The sequence below is a fragment of the Microcoleus sp. Pol12B3 genome, assembly GCF_036701355.1.
Classification (GTDB): domain Bacteria; phylum Cyanobacteriota; class Cyanobacteriia; order Cyanobacteriales; family Microcoleaceae; genus Microcoleus.
In genome coordinates, this window is record NZ_JAUBQS010000059.1 from 1 (window position 1) to 19656 (window position 19656).

General features: G+C 47.0%; 11 protein-coding genes. 9 read left to right on the top strand and 2 right to left on the bottom strand.

Going from position 1 to position 19656, the window contains the following annotated elements; translation table 11 throughout:
* Positions 1 to 83: 83 nt before the first annotated feature.
* The 3 genes from QUA53_RS23175 to QUA53_RS23185 all read left to right on the top strand — a co-directional run bounded on the left by QUA53_RS23175 (position 84) and on the right by QUA53_RS23185 (position 4707).
* Positions 84 to 1823 carry an ABC-ATPase domain-containing protein gene (locus tag QUA53_RS23175; protein WP_333100039.1) on the top strand — a complete coding sequence of 580 codons (1740 nt, stop codon included), beginning with the start codon at positions 84 to 86 and terminating at the stop codon, positions 1821 to 1823.
* A 77-nt stretch (positions 1824 to 1900) separates the two neighbouring features.
* Complete coding sequence (locus tag QUA53_RS23180) at positions 1901 to 4261, top strand: ATP-binding cassette domain-containing protein (protein ID WP_333100041.1); 2361 nt, start codon at positions 1901 to 1903, stop codon at positions 4259 to 4261.
* A complete protein-coding gene (locus QUA53_RS23185) occupies positions 4258 to 4707 on the top strand; it encodes an EVE domain-containing protein (RefSeq protein ID WP_333100060.1) in 450 nt (149 codons plus the stop codon). Before QUA53_RS23180 ends, QUA53_RS23185 begins: the two co-directional genes overlap by 4 nt.
* Before the next feature lie 84 nt (positions 4708 to 4791).
* Here the strand turns inward: QUA53_RS23185 and QUA53_RS23190 are convergent, their stop codons facing one another.
* Both QUA53_RS23190 and QUA53_RS23195 read right to left on the bottom strand, forming a co-directional pair.
* Positions 4792 to 5832, bottom strand: coding sequence for a glucokinase (locus tag QUA53_RS23190; protein WP_333100042.1), 1041 nt, complete (start codon positions 5830 to 5832; stop codon positions 4792 to 4794).
* 35 nt (positions 5833 to 5867) lie between these two features.
* A complete protein-coding gene (locus QUA53_RS23195) occupies positions 5868 to 7928 on the bottom strand; it encodes an amylo-alpha-1,6-glucosidase (RefSeq protein WP_333100043.1) in 2061 nt (686 codons plus the stop codon).
* Positions 7929 to 8245: 317 nt separating this feature from the next.
* On the opposite strand from QUA53_RS23195, the gene treZ reads away from it, so the two are divergent.
* The 6 genes from treZ to QUA53_RS23225 all read left to right on the top strand — a co-directional run bounded on the left by treZ (position 8246) and on the right by QUA53_RS23225 (position 19579).
* Positions 8246 to 10069, top strand: coding sequence for a malto-oligosyltrehalose trehalohydrolase (gene treZ / locus QUA53_RS23200; protein WP_333100044.1), 1824 nt, complete (start codon positions 8246 to 8248; stop codon positions 10067 to 10069).
* A 174-nt stretch (positions 10070 to 10243) separates the two neighbouring features.
* On the top strand, positions 10244 to 13039 hold the full coding sequence (gene treY / locus QUA53_RS23205; protein WP_333100061.1) for a malto-oligosyltrehalose synthase: 2796 nt from the start codon (positions 10244 to 10246) through the stop codon (positions 13037 to 13039).
* Positions 13040 to 13577: 538 nt separating this feature from the next.
* A complete protein-coding gene (dnaK, locus tag QUA53_RS23210) occupies positions 13578 to 15485 on the top strand; it encodes a molecular chaperone DnaK (protein ID WP_333100045.1) in 1908 nt (635 codons plus the stop codon).
* Between the two features lie 198 nt (positions 15486 to 15683).
* Positions 15684 to 16196, top strand: coding sequence for a DUF4112 domain-containing protein (locus QUA53_RS23215; RefSeq protein ID WP_333100046.1), 513 nt, complete (start codon positions 15684 to 15686; stop codon positions 16194 to 16196).
* A 722-nt stretch (positions 16197 to 16918) separates the two neighbouring features.
* Positions 16919 to 17527, top strand: coding sequence for a PadR family transcriptional regulator (locus tag QUA53_RS23220; RefSeq protein WP_333100047.1), 609 nt, complete (start codon positions 16919 to 16921; stop codon positions 17525 to 17527).
* Positions 17528 to 17797: 270 nt separating this feature from the next.
* Complete coding sequence (locus tag QUA53_RS23225; protein ID WP_333100048.1) at positions 17798 to 19579, top strand: efflux RND transporter periplasmic adaptor subunit; 1782 nt, start codon at positions 17798 to 17800, stop codon at positions 19577 to 19579.
* Positions 19580 to 19656 lie beyond the last annotated feature (77 nt).

The window sequence follows — 19656 nt, forward strand, 5'->3', positions numbered from 1 at the left end:
TATATTTGGCTGCCCAATTGATTTTTTATGCCTCAGTTTCTAACTGAGCCAGCTTTTCTTAGTCTAAACTCCAGTAATAACCAATGATTAAGAAAGAAAGCCTGCAACGGCATTTACTGCAACTAGACAATCGAGGCTACAAAGCCTACAAAGACATTCAAGGTAACTACGACTTTTCTGAATTCACATTAATTATTGATTACGTGCAGGGAGATCCGTTTGCTTCTCCCAGTAAATTTAGAGTCATAGTTCCCCCCAACATTGCTCAAATTCCCCGCGAACTTTTCAACTCTCGCAGTCGAGAAATAGCCCTGCGAGATTACCTGACTCGGCAGTTTGACCGAGCAGCACACAGCATCAGCAGCAAACGTGGCACTGGGAAAAGTGGTATGATTGCAGTGACTCGCTTCGGACAAGAAGTTTTAGAGCGAACTTCCGCATTTATCATTTCGTCAAATACATCCGATATGGCAGATTTAGGAGGAGTTGAACTGCGGTTTGCCGTCGGACTTCCAGCGGGAGGGCGCAGTATCTTAGGGCGACAAGCTGCTGAAATGCTGTGCGAAGATATTCCCCAAATTGTTAGCAATTCTCTCAAATATTCTCACTTAAATGCGGCTGAATGTCGCCGTCACGTTGAAACTGTAGAAGATGCTGACTGGCTGCGGGAACAGTTAGCTGAAAAAGGATTAGTTGCGTTTGTGGCTGACGGTTCTATTTTGCCCCGCCGCACGGGTGTTGACGAGCGCCCTTTGTTAAATAATGCTGTGGCTTTTCAGTCGCCGCCGTCATTAAAAGTTGAGTTTAATTGTCCGAATCGCGGTTTGATTTCCGGTATGGGTATTCCCGCTGGCATTACTTTGGTTGTTGGAGGCGGCTATCACGGCAAATCTACTTTACTCAGGGCCATCGAGTTGGGAGTTTACAACCGAATTCCGGGAGATGGTCGGGAATTTGTGGTGACTAATCCTGCGGCGGTTAAAATTAGAGCGGAAGATGGCAGAAGTGTGGCGGGAGTTGATATTTCGCCTTTTATTAACCACTTGCCGCAAGGTAGAGATACTGCACAATTTTATACTGAAAATGCGAGCGGTAGCACGTCGCAAGCTGCTAATATTATTGAGGCTTTGGAAGTGGGGAGAATGCCTATTTTATTGGTGGATGAGGATACGGCGGCGACGAATTTCATGATTCGCGATCGCCGAATGCAGGAACTCATCGCTAAGGATAAGGAACCGATTACACCGTTTATTGATAAAGTGAGAGAATTGTATGCAGATTATGGCGTATCGACTATTTTAATAATGGGGGGAAGTGGCGATTATTTTGATGTGGCAGATACTGTGATTTCAATGGATAAATTTCACGCATATAATGTGACTAAAAAAGCTAAAGAAATTTCTAAAAAATACTCGACTAGCCGCGCTGCTGAAGGGGGAGAAAATTTTGGTGAGATTACTCAAAGAGTGCCGATTCCTGCTAGTTTAGATCCGAGTCGGGGACGGCGAGATGTGCGGGTGAAGATGCGGGATGTTGATGAATTGGCGTTTGGAACTGAGGATATTGATTTGGGTGCTGTTGAGCAAATTGTGGACAGCGGACAGTTAAGGGCGATCGCTGCGGCAATGGTTTATGCTAAGCAGCAATACATGGACGGGAAACGCACTTTGTCGGAAATCATAGATTTGGTGATGGCAGATATTGACGCGCAGGGGATGGATATTTTATCGCCTTTTCCTGAAGGGGATTTTGCCATGTTTCGACGGTTTGAATTGGCGGCGGCAATTAATCGGCTTCGCAGTTTGTCGGTTGTTGCCAAATAGGTTTGCTTAATATAAGTGGATTGTTGCCTTACTTTTGATATGCTGACAAAAGTGAGTGCAAAAACCGCGATTGAAGTATGACAGGCAATATAGGACAACTGACTGCTTTAAGCGATCGACCTTATATAGTATTAAGCAATCAAGGGGAGGTTTTACAGTTAGAGTTAAAACAGCAGCAGCACGTATTGGGGCGCGATCGCACTCGTGCTGATTTAGTGATTCCCGATGCTTGGCGGGCAGTTTCCGGGATTCACGGTGTTTTGCGCCAAATTGGGGATAATTACTGGATTTACGACGGTGACGGGCAGCGGCCGAGCACTAATGGCTTATTTGTCGATCGCACTCGCATCACTCCCAATGACGGTTATTGTCTGAAAAACGGTACAGAAATTAAAATCGGTCTCGATCCTCAAAATCAAATTTTGCTGAGTTATTTTAATCCGCTGGCGAATCAGGTTGCTGTCCCTAGCAAGCAGTCACTTCTTCTTAAGAATCGGTCGGTTTTGTTGGGCCGCGATCCAAACGCTTCGCTGCAATTAGATGCGCCGCTGGTTTCTAGACGCCACGCCACAATCGACCAAGACAGCCGCGGTAATTATATTTTGCGAGACCACAGCGTTAACGGAGTTTTGGTTAACGGTCAGCGAGTGACAAATTCTGTACAGTTGTCCGAGGGAGATGCAATTCGGATCGGCCCGTTTACTCTAACTTACCGCAGCGGTGAGTTGCAGATGCAAGACTCCGGCCATCAAATTCGTTTGGATGCTGACAGTCTGGTGATTCCGAAGCGTTTGGATAACATCACTTTGGCGATCGAACCGGGGCAGTTTGTGGCTTTAGTCGGCGGTAGCGGCGCTGGCAAATCTACTTTAATGCGGACGCTTTTAGGCATTGAAAAAACTACTAACGGCGCTGTGTTTCTCAATGGCGACAACCTGCGCCAAAACTTCAATATTTACCGCAATCAAATCGGTTACGTGCCTCAAGATGATATTGTACACGCAGATTTAACAGTAGAAGAAGTCTTGAGTTATGCAGCTCAATTGCGCTTACCTCCCGATACAGATGTCCAGCAGGTAGTCGCAAAAACTTTAGAAGATATTGAAATGACTCACCGCCGCAAGGCTTGGGTAAAACAGCTTAGCGGCGGACAGCGGAAGCGGGTCAGCATCGGAGTCGAACTGTTAGCAGATCCGAAACTTTTCTTTTTAGACGAACCGACTTCAGGACTCGATCCGGGTTTGGATAAGAAGATGATGCAACTGCTGCGAAAGTTGGCAAATCAAGGCCGGACGGTGATTCTGGTGACTCACGCGACGGCAAATATCACGATGTGCGATCGTATTGTGTTTATGGGTCGCGGCGGACGCCTTTGTTACTTCGGCCCGCCCAGGGAAGCGCTGGATTTTTTCGATGTCAAAACAAGTGATTTTGCAGACATTTACAACGAATTAGAAACAGGAGAAACTAACCTTCAAAGCTGGGCAGAAAAGTTTAACAAATCTCCCTACTATCAGCGCTATATTGTCAACCACTTCAGCACAGGCCAGGCTAATGCACAAATACCTTCAGCACCTTCTGCACCAAAATCTCAATCTTTTGTCAAACAACTCGTTTTGCTTGCCCAGCGCTATTTTCAACTCGTTTCCCGCGACTTAGTTAACTTGAGTTTAGCTCTTTTAACGGCTCCGATCGGCATTAGTTTGCTGCGGCTAGCGGTCAGAGATAAAGACCCGTTAATTGGCGCACCGGAGGCAACTTTAGCACCTTTAGCCCTCAGAGTTTTATTTGTATTTACTTGCGCGGCTATTTGGGTGGGGCTGGCAACTTCTCTCCAAGAAATTGTTAAAGAATCTGCTATTTATTTGCGCGAACGTTTGGTAAATTTAGGATTGTTTGCTTATTTGGGTTCAAAGTTTTTCATACTTTCTGGTTTGGCAGTATTGCAAACGCTGTTAATGGTAGGAGTTATTCTGAGTGCGTTTAAATCCCCAGAACCGAGTTTTATTTCCTGGTCTCTGGGAGCAAGTATTACCACATTCCTAACTTTAATGAGCTGCATAAGTCTCGGATTAGTCGTTTCCGCGATTGTTAAAAATAGCTCTCAAGCTAACAGCGCTTTGCCTCTCTTATTGCTGCCTCAAATTATTTTTTCTGGAGTTTTGTTTAAGATGGAAGGTGCGGCGAGCAAGTTTTCTTGGCTGATGTTAAGCCGCTGGTCTGTGGGTGCTTACGGCTCTTTAGTTAATGTGAATGGGATGGTTCCCGCGCCTACTACATTGCCGGATGGGGGTACCCTTCCTCAGCCGTTTGAGCCTACTCCGGTTTACGATCCAACATGGGAAAATTTGGGTTTGAACTGGGGTATTTTGTGCGTGCATATTTTTGTTTATTTGATGTTGACTCTATGGTTGCAGAAGCGGAAGGATATTTTATGAATTATTGGCTGATGAAGTCGGAACCGGATGTTTACAGTATTGCCGACTTGAAGAGCGATCGCACTTGTACTTGGGACGGCGTTCGCAACTATCAAGCTCGCAATTTTCTGCGAGCAATGAGTCGGGGAGATTTAGTATTTTTTTACCATTCCAATACTAAAATTCCGGGAATAGTTGGGTTGGTGCGCGTCGTTGAGACTGAGATTGCTGACCCGACTCAGTTCGATATAAATAGCGAATATTACGATACTAAATCGCAGTTAAATGCTCCTCGCTGGCAAACTGTGAAAGTGGAGTTTGTTGAGGAGTTTGCTAAATTAATATCTTTGGATGAACTGAAACAAAAGTTTAGCGCTGATGAGATTTGGGTGGTGAGGAAAGGTAATCGGTTATCGGTAATGCCTGTATCTGAAGGTGCTGCTGAGAAGATTTTGAAGATGACATAATTATAGCTAAGTAGGGTGCGTCAGCAGAGCATTATTTATTCAAAAATTTATAAGCTGAAAGCTGACGCACCATACAATTATTAACTAAAGACCTGCTGCACAAACCGCCGCTCCAATTAACCCTACATTATCATTCAAAACCAATCGAACTGGCATCATTTCTAACAGCGAATCCATCCGGCCTTTGTGCCTAAAAGCTCGCATAAAACCCCCTTCTAGAATCAGCGGCAAAATTTTAGCAGCAATGCCGCCAGCTACGTACAAACCGCCGTAAGGTAAAAGTGTCACAGCCAGATTTCCCGCCACAGCGCCGTAAGCTTCTACAAACATTTGCATTGTTTGTTCCGAAAGCAGATCGCACTTTTTGAGTGCCGCCTGTGCAATTGTCGCCCCCGGATCGACACTCTTCTCGCTTTTACCGATTTCTGACTCCCATTTTTTGATAACTTCCCCTACCTCCGGCGATTCAGGAGCGAACTTTCTGTCCCGCAAAAACTGGTAAATTGAAACAATCCCTTGTCCCGAAACTACACGCTCGATCGATATTCTTTGAATGTCGTGTTTTGCTAACAAATATTTCAGCAATTGAAACTCCAACTCCGAGCGAGGGGCAAAGTCACCGTGTCCCCCTTCCGAAGAAAAAACTCTGATGCCATTTGCTTCGGGAATTGCAAAACAATTTCCCAAACCAGTACCCGCACCAATCACAGCAATTGGATCGTGTTGGCGGGGTTTTCCTACTTGCAAAACGTGCAAATCTCGATCGTCCAAACCCCAAACGCCGTAGCCAACCGCAACAAAATCATTAATTAAACTGACGCGGGATATTCCTAATTCTTGTTCCAGACGCTTTGCTTCCAGCACCCAAGGCAAATTAGTCAGTTTTGCACTGTTGTTGACTACCGGCCCGGCGATCGCAAAACAAGCTTTTTCAGGTTGTGGTGCAAAATTTAACTTAATAGCAGCTTCCGTCAAAAACTGCCGCACCATCGGTACTAAATCAGGGAACTCCCCGCTCGGATAGCGAAACTCGTAAAGAGCGTTCATTTCACCGTTAACAGTCCTTTCCACCAAGCGCAAAATCGTCTTTGTTCCGCCAATATCGCCCGCTAATAATAATGCCATAAATCTCTTTTTCCACCAAACATAACATTCCCCATTTAAACACCCACAGTATTAATTGCCAACCAAGCCCGCAGCACCTCAGCCACAGTCCAAGCTTGAGCCGTGCAGCCTCGGGGCGAGTGGGGGGCGTCGCCCTCAAAAATTTCGCCCAGACTGCCAACTCCGCCGCTCATTATATGATGTGTCATCGGTTGGAGGAATTCGCGAGCTTGTCCTGGGTCTTTGTATACGTGCAAGTGCGCCAAGACAAACGGGCCAATCAGCCAGCCCCAAGCTGTACCCTGGTGGTAGGCACTGTCGCGCTGCAATTGGTTGCCTCCGTATGCGCCGCGATACTGCGGGTGCTGCGGCGAGAGGCTGCGGAGGCCGTGAGAAGTTAGAAGCTGTTGGGCGCAGCCGTCCACCACGCCGCGCTGCTGGATGGGCGTCAGTAACGGTGTATAGCGGGTTTCTTGGCGCATCCCCGCTGACAATGAGTTGGCGGAGTGAGGAGGAATCGAGTCTAGGGGCAAGGATACGGCGAATATTTGGTTGGGCCGCAGGGAGCTATCGTGTCCGTCGGGGCCGTCTAGAACGTCGTAACAGTAACCGGTTGAGGCGTTCCAGAAGCGAGGGAATCCGGCGGCTGTTCGATCGCCCAATTGCTGGTATTCATTGTGAGGCTTGCCCAGTTTTCGAGCAAAACTTGCCATAGCTTGTATAGCATTGTACCAAAGCGCGCTGAGTTCGATCGGCTTACCAATCCGAGGCGTCACCACCCAATCGCCGATTTTCGCGTCCATCCAAGTCAGTTGCACGCCGGTTTCGCCCGCGTAGATTAAACCGTCATCGGGATCTACGCGGATGTTATACCGAGTTCCCTGTATGTGCCAATCAACAATCTCACATAAAGTAGGCCAGAGTTCGCTCAAAAGTTTGTCGTCCCCCGTGGCATCGATATAAGCGCGAATTGCCTCAAAGTACCACAGGGTGGCGTCTGCGGTGTTGTATTCCGGTTCGCCGCCCGCATCCGGGAAGCGGTTCGGCAGCATCCCCCGATCGACATACCGCGCAAATGTCCGCAAAATCGATCGCGCAATTTCCGATCGCCCGGTACAGATTGTGAGACCGGGCAGGGCGATCGTCGTATCGCGCCCCCAGTCGCTGAACCAGGGATATCCGGCGATGATCGTTTTGCCTTCGGGTTCCTCCGGTAGCGGGCGGCTGACGATAAATTGGTCGGCGGCGAGCACTAAGCGATTGATCCAGTCGGGAGATGCGCTCACTTTTGACCAGTTGTGCAGCAGTTGTTGGTCATAAGTGTGACGCGATTCTAAAGCTGTACCGCCGTTGAGTTCGGGATTTTTCTCGGTGCTGGCTATCAATGTGAGAGAACTTCCCGGTGCGATCGTCATGTGAAAAGTCGCCGCCTGCAAGTGATCCTCGCAGCAATCCAATCCGCGGCGCTTTTCGGCTGCTAGGTCAAATCCGTAATGCCAATTGTATAAGGGCGCAGAGACTCGAAATTTGGCCTCTGGTGTGGCATCTGTCAGCAAATACAGGGGTGCAGCCTTGGGAAATGCAGTCACGCAAACCCCGCGTTCCAAGGTTTCTAGGCTCATCTGCCAGTCACCGGCGCTCGTCGTGTGGTGGTAGTCGCGGTAGTTGACTAGGGCTTTGACAGCGAGGGCGATCGGTTGTGAGGCGCGGTGCAAGCGGTATTGAATATATGTTGTGTTAGCACCTTGCTGCATCCAAATCCGCTTTTCCAGGATAGCGTCGGCGAGAGCAAACCTCCAAACAGGCGTCGTGCCTTCTAGGTGAAAGCTTTCGATGTATTTGTAGCCGTGGGGTTCCATCGTCGCGTCGGCCCAGCGGTTTGTATAAAGCGGATAGGCGCGATCGTGATACACCGCCGTCTCGTCCAGCTTGGCCAGCATCAAAGTGCGTCCCAGCGGGGGTTTGAGGGCGGCTATCAGCAAGCCGTGATAGCGGCGGGTGAGGAGATTTGCGATCGTCCCGCTAGCGTAACCGCCGATCCCGTTTGTGACCAACCACTCCCGAGACTCCGCTGAGTCGAGATTGCAGCAGATTTCCCGTCCAAAAGCCATAACCATAAAGTCCACACTCGCGCTGATTTTCGACCTACCTTTAGGTAGATTTTCGACATGATATCAACCAGAAATATTAACGCTTCCAGGCCGTTAATTTGGCGATCGCCCCCGTGCGGATTCATGCTCTAATTTAGACACAACCAACCGCTAATTTTGCCCATTACACAATTTTTGCCTTTGATGCCTCTGTCTAAAGTTAGTTGTTTGTTATATTAAGTAATATTACCGTCTAAACAGGCGCTGAACGTTAAGGGCAAAGCATTTGATGGCGCGTCGGGCGATCGAACTACCAACCTATTTTATAAGGAGAACAGCTCAAAGTGAAGATAGGAGCAAATTACCTCGGCAATAACCAATGTGAATTCACCGTTTGGGCGCCCACCGTCAAACAAATCGCAGTCCAAATTGTTTCCCCAAACAAACGCCTCATACCCCTGCAACAATCGGCAGAAGGTTATTGGCAAACCACAGCTACAGACATCGAACCAGGAACCCTTTACACTTACCAAATCGAAGGAAAAACTGAGCGACCAGACCCAGCGTCAAAATATCAACCCCAAGGCGTACACGCTCCGTCGCAAGTAATAGATGAAAGTATCTTTACTTGGACTGACAGAAATTGGCAAGGCGTGCCACTAGCCGAAATGATTATCTACGAACTGCACGTCGGCACATTCACCCAAGCCGGAACATTTGAAGCAATAATTCCCCAGCTAAAACAACTTAAAGAATTGGGAATCAACGCCATCGAAATAATGCCAGTATCCCAATTTCCTGGCGAGCGAAACTGGGGATATGACGGCGTATATCCCTACGCCGTTCAAAACTCCTACGGCGGCCCCCAAGGCTTCAAAACACTCGTCAATGCCTGCCACGAACATGGTATTTCAGTAATTCTCGATGTAGTTTACAACCACCTCGGCCCCGAAGGAAATTATCTCAGGGACTTCGGCCCCTACTTTACCTCAAAATACGGCTCAGTTTGGGGAGACCCCCTCAACTTCGACGATGCCTACAGCGACGGCGTACGCAACTACTTTATTGAAAACGCCCTCTACTGGTTTCGAGACTATCACATCGATGCCCTGAGATTAGATGCAATTCAAGCAATATTTGAAGTAGGTGCAAGACCTTTTTTACAAGAACTATCCGATGCCACAGCCGATATTTCCCAAGAGCTAGGACGAAAACTTTACTTAATAGCCGAAAGTGACTTAAATGATGTCCGCACTGTACGTCCCAAAGAACTCGGTGGCTTCGGATTAGACGCTCAATGGTGCGATGATTTCCACCACGCACTGCACGCCTTGCTCACCGGAGAAGACGACCGATACTACCAAGATTTCGGCAAGTGCGAACACTTAGAAAAAGCCTTCAAAGAAAGCTTTGTTTACTCCGGCCAGTACGCCCCCCACAGAAAGCGGAGACACGGCAATTCTGTTAAGGATGAACCGGGTCATAAATTTCTGGTGTTTGCCCAAACCCACGACCAAATCGGCAACCGCATTTTGGGAGACAGACTATCCAAAATAGTTGACTTTGAAGGATTGAAACTTGCAGCCGGCACAGTCTTAATTTCTCCCTACATTCCCTTCTTTTTTATGGGAGAAGAATACGGAGAAGAAGCACCGTTTTTTTACTTCGTTTCCCACTCGGACGAAAACTTAATTGAAGCTATCCGCAAAGACAAACAACAAGAATTTAAAATCTTTGAAGGCAGAGGCGAGTTTCACGACCCCCAGAGTCCTGAGACTTTCCATAAGTGTAAGTTAAACTGGGAAAAACAAACCGAAGGCAAACACAAAATCCTTTGGGAATGGCATCAACATCTGATTCAACTGCGGCGGACAATACCAGCCCTTAAAAAACTCGACAAAAACAGTCTAGAAGTATCCAGCATTGAAGCGGAAAAAATCTTATTTCTACGTCGCTGGACAGATGACAGCCAGCTCTTCTGCATTCTAAACTTCAACACGCAAGATGTAGCTTTTACGGCTGCACTGCCCCAAGGCAACGGTCACAAAATTTTAGACTCGGCTGATGAAAAATGGATGGGTTCAGGTTCTAGCTTGCCTGAAAAAATAAATGCAGAGCAAAAATTGATCGTTAAACCGCAGAGTTTCGCACTTTACGAATTAGAATAATTAAAAGTCGAGGCAGAGCCTCAAATACAGGCGTTCCTAAGCTCTGCCTAGGAACAAGAAACGGGAGGCAGAGCCTCTCTCATTCCCAGGCTCTGCCTGGGAATGCAGTAGAGGAGGCTCTGCCTCCTATATTAAAAGAGAAAACCCTAAAAAACCAGGAGTAAAATTAACATGATGAGAATTCCCACAACAACTTATCGGATTCAATTTCATGGAGGTTTTAACTTTGAAGCCGCCAAACAAATCCTTAGCTATCTGGAAGATTTAGGAATTACCGACCTTTACGCTTCACCAATATTTAAAGCCAGAAAAGGCAGCTCTCACGGATACGATGTCGTTGACTCAAATCAGATCAATCCCGATTTGGGAACATCAGAAAATTTTGAAGCCCTCACATACGAAATCAAGAAACGGAACATGGGATGGTTGCAAGATATTGTTCCGAATCACATGGCTTACGACACTCAAAACTTGCTGCTGTTAGACGTATTGGAACACGGGCCGGATTCCGACTATTTCGATTACTTTGATATTGAATGGAATCACGCTTACGAACATCTCAGGGGTCGAGTGCTGGCTCCGCTGCTGGGCAATTTTTATGGAGAGTGTCTGGAAAATGGCGAGATTCAACTCAAATACAGCGAGATTGGGCTGACCATCAATTATTATAGTTTACAATTGCCAGTAAGAATTGAATCTTATGCTAAATTTATCAGTCATAATTTGGGGCATTTAGCTAGGGAGTTAGGCAGACGCCATCCAGATTTTATCAAGTTTTTAGGGATTCTTTATTTAATTAAAAATACACCTTCAGAAACTAAAGGTAAAACCCGATACGATCAGATAGCTTTTGTCAAAGGACTGCTGTGGGAACTCTACAATCAAAATCCCATTGTGCAGGAATTTATAGATGAAAATATCAAAGTTTTTAACGGAGAAAAGGGAAATCCCGAAAGCTTTAATTTGCTAGACGATTTGCTTTCCGAGCAGTTTTACCGTCTGTCTTTCTGGAAAGTGGGGGCAGAAGAAATTAACTACCGAAGGTTTTTTACAGTCAACGAACTTATTTCGGTAAAAGTTGAAGAGATTAAAGTTTTTCACAAAAACCATGCTCTGATATTCGACATGGTTGATGAGGGAAAGTTTACTGGATTGAGAATAGACCACATCGATGGACTTTACGACCCCACAGAATATTTGAAACGGCTCCGGGAGAAAATCGGAGACACTTATATTACTGTTGAAAAGATTCTGGAACACGAAGAAGATTTGCCGTCATATTGGCCGATTGAGGGAACTAGCGGCTACGACTTTTTGAATTACGTAAACGGCGTTTTTTGTCGGTGCGATCGCGAGCAGCAATTTAGCGAAATCTATCAGAGATTTACTCGCTTAAATGTTCCTTACGAACAGTTGTTTTTAGATAAAAAAGGGCTGATTGTTGAGAAAAACTTGGCTGGAGATGTAGACAATCTAGCTCAACTTTTGAAGAATATATCAGGTCAATCGAGACAGGGAAACGACTTTACTCGTCCCGGTTTGGAAAAAGCATTGGCGGCAGTTTTGACGATTTTTCCAGTCTACCGAACTTACATCAATCAAGATGGTTTGAGAGAGTCCGATCGCACTTACGTAAAATATGCGATCGCCCATGCCAAAGAACAAGTACCGCGACTCCTCAAGGAACTTAACTTTATCGAAACGGTGCTGTTGCTCGAAGAAGAAGAAACTCTAACACCAGAACAAAAAGAGCAGCGCAGGCACTTCGTAATGAAACTCCAGCAGTTGACAGGCCCATTAATGGCAAAAGGCGTTGAAGACACGCTTTTATACGTCTACTATCGGCTTTTATCCCTCAACGAAGTGGGAGGAAATCCCAGTCAGTTTGGCGTGTCGCTGGGAGATTTTCACGAGTTCAACAAACAACAGCAAGTCGCTTGGCCGCACAAAATGAATGCCACAGCTACCCACGATACCAAACGCGGCGAAGATGTGCGAGCCAGAATAAACGTTTTGTCAGAAATTCCCGATGAATGGGAACAGCAAGTCAGGTCTTGGAGAGAGGTAAACTCTTCTAAGAAAGTCAACTTTGTGAATCGAATGGTTCCAGATACTAATGACGAATACTTCCTGTACCAAACTCTGCTAGGCAGTTTTCCGTTTGAGGGAATTGAAAACACCGATTATGTCGATCGCCTGAAAGATTATGTGATTAAAGCTGTCCGTGAAGCAAAAGTTTATACGGCTTGGCTGAGACCGGATAACGACTACGAAGCTGGTTTTATGACCTTTGTCGATAGCGTTCTCGAACCTTCGGAACAAAATCAGTTTCTCAACAAATTTATACCTTTCTGCAAAAAAGTAGCTAATTACGGAATTTTCAATTCTTTATCTCAAACGCTGCTGAAAATCACGGCTCCGGGCGTTCCCGACATTTATCAAGGGACGGAATTCTGGGATTTAAGCCACGTCGATCCTGATAACCGCCGTCCCGTTGATTTTGAGCGCAGAATCGAGGTTTTGCGGGAAATTAAAGAGCAAGCTCAGACGGATATTTTGCAACTGGTTGAAGATTTGATTGCGACGCGAGAAGACGCTAGAATTAAGTTGTTTTTGACGGCAAGAGCGCTAGACGCGAGAAAAAAATACTTGCAAGTTTTTCAATCAGGCGACTATCTGCCCCTGCAAGCAGTTGGCACGTTTAAAGATAATGTTGTTGCCTTTGCCAGAAGCTTTGGAGAGACTACCGTTATTGTCATTGCTCCCCGGTTTTTGACGGGAATTGTCAAACCGGAAGAAATGCCGATCGGCAAACAAGTCTGGAAAGATACTAATTTGAAATTATCCGAGCAAATGCCGTCGGTTTGGAAAGATGCAATTACAAATCAGGCGGTAGAAAGTAACGGTACGTTGGCAATTGGTGAAGCTCTGAGTTACTTTCCAGCAGCTCTGCTGATCGGTAAAAAATAGCAATGAAAAGCGGGAAAATTATTGAATTTTCCGAGATTCCCAGGAGGTGGAATTGAGGCTCTCCCTCAATAAATATTCCTTCCCAGGCACAGCCTGGAAGTAAACGGGTAGGGACAGGGCATTGCCGTGTCCCTTTTCAGAATTGATATTAAACCTGATTTGAAGTCAAAAAACCGATCGCCCATACCAACCAAACAAAATTTATACAACAAAGACGGCAAATACAACACAACGTATACGGTTTGCCACAATACCCGAATCCATCGCACACCGTACATTGGGAAGAGTAAAGAAAAGCAGTCAACAACTGTAGCGGTGCAAGCCTCACGGATGCAACCGTCCCCCAACAGGTTCGGTAAATACCCCTTCATCGCAAGGTCTACCGCCCGCAGTATAGAGATCAGCACCCTATCGAAGACTGTATTAAAGCAGGACTCACTACCCGTAAACCGCGAGGTAAAATCGCAGTCCTGAATAACCAGACTATCGCACAGATAAAACACCAAAATTTTGTAGAGATTGGAGCCGGAACACCCCTATGGGAAAAGTAGTTGGAATTGACTTAGGTACGACAAACTCCTGCGTCGCAGTTATGGAAGGCGGCAAACCCACCGTCATAGCCAACGCCGAAGGGGGTCGCACCACACCTTCTGTAGTAGCATATGCTAAAAATGGCGATCAACTTGTCGGACAAATCGCCAAGCGTCAAGCCGTGATGAACGCCGAAAACACCTTTTACTCAGTAAAACGGTTTATCGGGCGTCGGGTTGATGAAGTAGCCCATGAAACCACTGAAGTTTCCTACAAAGTCCTCAAAGTCGGCAACAGCCTCAAACTGGACTGTCCCGCCCGCGGCAAGCAATTTGCCCCAGAAGAAATTTCTGCACAAGTTCTCCGCAAACTCGTAGAAGACGCCAGCAAATACCTCGGCGAAACTGTTACCCAAGCGGTAATTACTGTTCCCGCTTACTTCAACGACTCCCAGCGCCAAGCTACGAAAGACGCAGGAAAAATTGCCGGTATAGAAGTGCTGCGGATTATTAACGAACCTACAGCAGCAGCTTTAGCTTACGGGTTAGATAAAAAGAGCAACGAAACCATCCTCGTATTTGACTTAGGTGGCGGTACTTTCGACGTATCTATTCTCGAAGTAGGCGACGGCGTATTTGAAGTGCTAGCAACTTCTGGAGACACTCACCTCGGCGGTGACGACTTCGATAAAAAAATCGTAGATTACATCGCTAACGAATTCCAAAGAGCCGAAGGCATTGACCTTCGCAAAGACAAACAAGCACTGCAACGCCTGACGGAAGCAGCAGAAAAAGCCAAGATTGAACTGTCAAGCGTTACGCAAGCAGAAATCAACCTGCCGTTTATTACCGCGACTCAAGACGGGCCAAAACACTTGGACACGACTTTGACGCGGGGCAAGTTTGAAGAACTGTGCTCGGATTTGATCGATCGCTCCCGCATCCCCGTCGAAAATGCGATCCGCGACGCCAAATTAGACAAATCTGCAATTAATGAAGTCGTCTTAGTTGGTGGTTCTACCCGGATTCCTGCCGTGCAAGAACTGGTCAAAAAACTCCTTGGCAAAGAACCCAACCAAACGGTAAACCCGGACGAAGTGGTTGCAGTCGGTGCAGCAATTCAAGCCGGCGTACTCTCCGGCGAAGTCAAAGACATCCTGTTGCTCGACGTTACTCCGCTGTCTCTCGGCGTCGAAACCTTGGGCGGCGTGATGACCAAAATCATTCCCCGCAACACCACTATTCCTACCAAGAAGTCGGAAACTTTCTCGACTGCTGTAGACGGCCAAACAAACGTGGAAATTCACGTTTTGCAAGGCGAACGGGAAATGGCGAATGATAACAAGGATTTGGGAACCTTCCGCTTAGATGGAGTTCCACCAGCCCCCCGTGGCGTACCTCAAATTGAAGTTACTTTCGATATCGATGCTAACGGTATTTTGAATGTAGCTGCCAAAGATAAAGGTACTGGCAAGGAGCAATCGATTAGCATTACTGGTGCTTCTACTTTGCCCAGCAATGAAGTCGAGAAAATGGTCAAGGAAGCCGAGGCAAATGCGGCTGCTGACAAAGAGCGTCGCGAAAGGATCGATCGCAAAAACCAAGCTGATTCTCAAGCCTATCAAATCGAGAAGCAGTTGGCAGAATTGGGTGATAAAGTCCCCCCTGCTGACAAAACTAAGATTGAAGGGTTGCTCAAAGACTTGCGCGAGGCGATCGGCAGTGAAGATGACGATCGGATCAAAACCTTGACAACAGAGTTGCAGCAAGCATTCTACGCTGTCAGCAGCAACCTGTACCAGCAAGCAGGCGGCCCAACTGATGGCCCTGGCGGCCCCGGCGGCTACGGAGACGGCGGCCCAACAGGTGGCGGCGACGACGTGATTGACGCCGACTTCACTGAAGGCAACAAATAACAGGCTAAATTAAAAGCCCCCAGCTAGAAGCAAGAAACCCGGTTTTGAACAGAAACCGGGTTTCTGTGCATTCAAAAACAAACAAAAGGCGATCGGCTAAAATTACTAAAAATCTTTCTTGAGGCATAGAGACCCAACTAGAGTATGCTTCAATAAATATCATAAACTAGCATTAATATCGCAATCGAGAGTAATTAAATGTCACGTTCTCCTATACAAAATTCTTCCGGAAATACTCCCAGCCCATCTCATGTTGCATCCTTGCGCCGACTCCGCCGCATCAGCCATTTACTAGACAATGCAATTCCGATTCCCGGCACAAAATACCGCATCGGACTCGATCCGATATTGGGACTGATACCGGGCGGCGGCGATTTAATCAGTTCAATCTTTGCAGGTTATGTTGTCTTTAAGTCCGCTCAAATGGGAGTGCCTCAAGAGACTTTAGTACAAATGGCTGCTAACATCGTGTTTGATACAGTTGCCGGCACGGTACCAGTGGCCGGAGACTTGTTGGATGTTGCTTGGAAAGCTAATGTCAAAAATATAGAATTGCTGGACGCTCATTTAGGTTCCCCGGAACAAGGCAAAAAAGCCGATTGGCTATTTGTGGCGGTGTTGCTGTTGGGTTTGATGTTAATTGTCGGAGGCGTGATATTCTTGAGTGTGATGCTTTTTGGCTGGCTATTTCAAGTGATTGCAGGACGTTGAGTTTTGGTTGGAGGAGCGAGATGAATCACTCTACCTGTGTCATGTCAAGAGCATCTTATTTGAGATAATTTGTGCTTAATAAAGTATATTTGATGATGATTGTTCGCAGGTAATAACATCTAATTTTAAGTGACGCATAGAGTGCATTCTTATTCTTTAATTACTCAATAAAAATCGACAATCTCACACACTCTAACCTTAGAAACAGGCTACCTTAAAATCCACTCAACAATTGTTTCGTAGCAAAAAAATACATAAATGATATGACTATCAGCTACGAAAAAACAGCGGTTGCGATAGCTCCTCAAGAAATACTAAAATATATGAGGGTTTTAAAATTCAACCAACCCATGCCAAGAAAAGTTCTGGTGCTTTTACCCAAAAGAGATATGTGGCAGAAATCGCACCTATTGAGCAGAGTCTATTAAATCATTTCGGAGACATCCAAGACCAGGCAGAATCTCACTTTGAACACAAGTGAGATTCTGCCCTTCCTGTGACCGAAATCGAGGTAAATCAGCACTATTGTGATTTCTCAAATGGATTCTATAATTATAAAGCGATCGCCCTTTATTGAAACACAAAAAATATATATTAAGGGTATTGACAAATATTAGTTTCCGTGCATCGTGATGTAATTTCTTTCAAATTAACTATTGACCAGATCGCCCTTGAGTCAGATATAGTTATATAATTCAGACTATAATATCAATTTGATATAAATGCTTGAATTATCAGCCCTTGGGCTGCTACAGTTGCAACCCCTGCACGGCTATCGGTTAAAGCAACAACTGGAGCTGTTTATGAGCAGTTGCATCAGCGTCAACTACGGAGCAATTTACCCGCTGCTGAAGCGCTTGGAAGAGCGAGGGGAGATTTCGGTAATTGCCGAAGAAGCCGGAGATGCGGGCTGTCCGCGCAAAATCTACGGAATTACCGCCAAAGGGCGCGAACTCTGGCGGCAAAAAATGCTCGAACACCCTCAAGAAAGCTGGGTTAACAGTGGTTCCCGGTTCCAAATCAAGTTTTTCTTTTTTGGCGACTTAGAACCCGCAGAAAGGCTGAAATTGTTGGAACACCGCTTGCGAGCCTGTTACACCCGACAAGACTACATCGAAAGCCTCAAGAGCGAATATCCACTAACCGACGACTATCAATTCGCCTCTCGCGATCGCTGCAAGTCAGTGCTGGCATCAGAGATAGAGTGGTTAACCGACCAACTAGCCAAGGAAAAAAGCGCGATCGCCGGAGTGCGTGAGTCCCCAATCTCCGCTGAATCCGCCGACTCCCAGGAAAAATCCTTCCAACTCACCCACTCAGGTGAGTCATAAGAAGGATGTGTAATCTTCCCTGCCATCGTAACTTTTGAGAGATAACAAGAAGCTTTCCTAAAAATAATCACTCCCTGGCTTGGCTAACTGCGATGAGACTAAAGCCCTGCACATACCCCAACCCCATTAAAAAGGGACTTTCCCGATTCCATCCTGTTTAAAATCGCTTGTCCTTATTCCCCCTCTGTTTGAGGGGAACGCCGGAGAATCAAATATTCCGCCCAAGTCTCAGTAAGTCAGAAGTTAAAAAAAATCTAAGTGGTGCTGCCCATGAGTTATTCTAAATCCCCAGAATCCGTCGTTGAAGCCCAAGAGCAAAAATCTCTCACACCGGAACTGCACCCAGCCGATGCAGACAGCGAGCAACTGCAGGATTCTGTGGCCGTTGCCGATCGCCCCCAACCTGTTGGTAAACCAGGATCGCGCTGGCCCCTAATTGCAGCGATCGCGATCGCCACAGGCGCAGCAGGTATCGGCTGGTACTCGTGGCAATCGGGTCATAATCGCGCACAGCAACCCGCAGCAGCAGCCCAACCCCCAGGCATACCAGTCAAGCTCGCAGCCGTACAAACCAGCTCAGTCCAAGATGCCTCAGAATTTGTCAGCAGCTTAGAAGCCAAGCGTTCGGTAGAGATCAAACCCCAAGTAGAAGGGCTAGTCACGGAGATTTTTGTCAAATCCGGGGACTTCATAAACAAAGGGCAAGCCATCGCCCGCATGAAAAGCGACAGCGCCCAAGCTGACTTGAGGGAATCCCAAGCCAACCTGATTCGCGCTCAATCCCATTTAGCCGAATTGCAAGCAGGAGCAAGGCCCGAAGAAATCGCTCAAGCTCAAGCCCAAGTCGCCCAAGCCCAAGCCAACCTCGCCCAACTGCGATCGGGCTCTCGGCCAGAAGAAATTGGTCAAGCCCAAGCCCGCGTTAGCCAAGCTGAAGCCGACCTCGCCGACGCCCAAACAGGTAGCCTCTTAGAAGACATTGCCCAAGCAAGAGCGCAAATAGAAGCAAGCACAGCCGAAGCAAAATTAGCCAGCCAGCAGCTTGCCAGATATCAGGCATTGGCAAAAGAAGGCGCAGAATCCGCCAACACCCTCGAACAATACGCCCAAAAAGAAGGCACAGCCAAAGCCAATCTCCGAGAAGCTCAAAGGCGGTTCGAGCAGCGGCAAAAGAACAGACAAGCCGAGATCGAGCGCCGGACAGCGGCATTGCAACAGCAGCGGCAAGCTTTGCGGCAATTGCAAAACGGTTCGCGCCCAGAGGAAATAGCCAAAGCGGAAGCAGAAGTCGCACAAGCCAAGAGCAGATTAGCGCAGTTAGCCAACGGTACGCGCCAAGAACAGCTCGATCAAGCGGAAGCGCAAGTTGCCGAGGCCGCCGCTCAAGTGCGCGGCTTTGAAGTACAACTGCAAGAAACTGCTGTCATCGCGCCTTTCGCGGGAGTCATCGGCGACATACCAGTGAAAGTAGGTGATTACTTGCAAAAAGGTAACGCCATTGCCACCCTGACAGAGAACCAATTGCTAGACTTGCGGTTATCAATTCCTTTGGAACGGCAGCCTCAATTACGCTTAGGGCTGCCAGTACAAATGCTCGACGCTCAAGGTAAGGCGATCGCCCAAGGTCAAATCAGTTTTATCTCCCCAAACGTCAGCGCGAATTCCCAAACAATTTTAGCTAAAGCCACCTTTCCCAACCCCGGTGGCGAACTGCTTAATCTCCAGTTTGTAAAAGCTAAAGTCATCTGGAAACAGAACCCCGGAATTTTAGTTCCAGTAACAGCAGTCACTCGCTTAGGCGGAGAAACTTTTGTATTCACAGCTCAAAAGCCGGAACAGCAAAAACCTGGAATGCCACCTTTAGTAGCGCACCAAAAAGCTGTGAAATTGGGAGCGATTGAGGGAAATAATTATCAAGTTATCGAAGGTTTGCAAGCCGGCGAAAAAATTGTCACCGCAGGCATCCTTAACCTGACAGACGGCGCCCCCATTATGGCTCAAGAGGAAGGGGAAGGAGCAGGGAAAAAATTACAAGTAGAAAGCAAAAAATAAGGTAGTTTGTTGCGCTTCAGCGCTCTTAAGATAGGAATTAAGAGTGCTAAAGCGCAACAACTACCTTACGTGAAACT

Coding starts and splice junctions, on each gene's coding strand:
- QUA53_RS23175 (WP_333100039.1), top strand. CDS start 84: ATGATTAAGAAAGAAAGCCTGCAACGGCATTTACTGCAACTAGACAAT.
- QUA53_RS23180 (WP_333100041.1), top strand. CDS start 1,901: ATGACAGGCAATATAGGACAACTGACTGCTTTAAGCGATCGACCTTAT.
- QUA53_RS23185 (WP_333100060.1), top strand. CDS start 4,258: ATGAATTATTGGCTGATGAAGTCGGAACCGGATGTTTACAGTATTGCC.
- QUA53_RS23190 (WP_333100042.1), bottom strand. CDS start 5,832: ATGGCATTATTATTAGCGGGCGATATTGGCGGAACAAAGACGATTTTG.
- QUA53_RS23195 (WP_333100043.1), bottom strand. CDS start 7,928: ATGGTTATGGCTTTTGGACGGGAAATCTGCTGCAATCTCGACTCAGCG.
- treY (WP_333100061.1), top strand. CDS start 10,244: ATGAGAATTCCCACAACAACTTATCGGATTCAATTTCATGGAGGTTTT.
- dnaK (WP_333100045.1), top strand. CDS start 13,578: ATGGGAAAAGTAGTTGGAATTGACTTAGGTACGACAAACTCCTGCGTC.
- QUA53_RS23215 (WP_333100046.1), top strand. CDS start 15,684: ATGTCACGTTCTCCTATACAAAATTCTTCCGGAAATACTCCCAGCCCA.
- QUA53_RS23220 (WP_333100047.1), top strand. CDS start 16,919: ATGCTTGAATTATCAGCCCTTGGGCTGCTACAGTTGCAACCCCTGCAC.
- QUA53_RS23225 (WP_333100048.1), top strand. CDS start 17,798: ATGAGTTATTCTAAATCCCCAGAATCCGTCGTTGAAGCCCAAGAGCAA.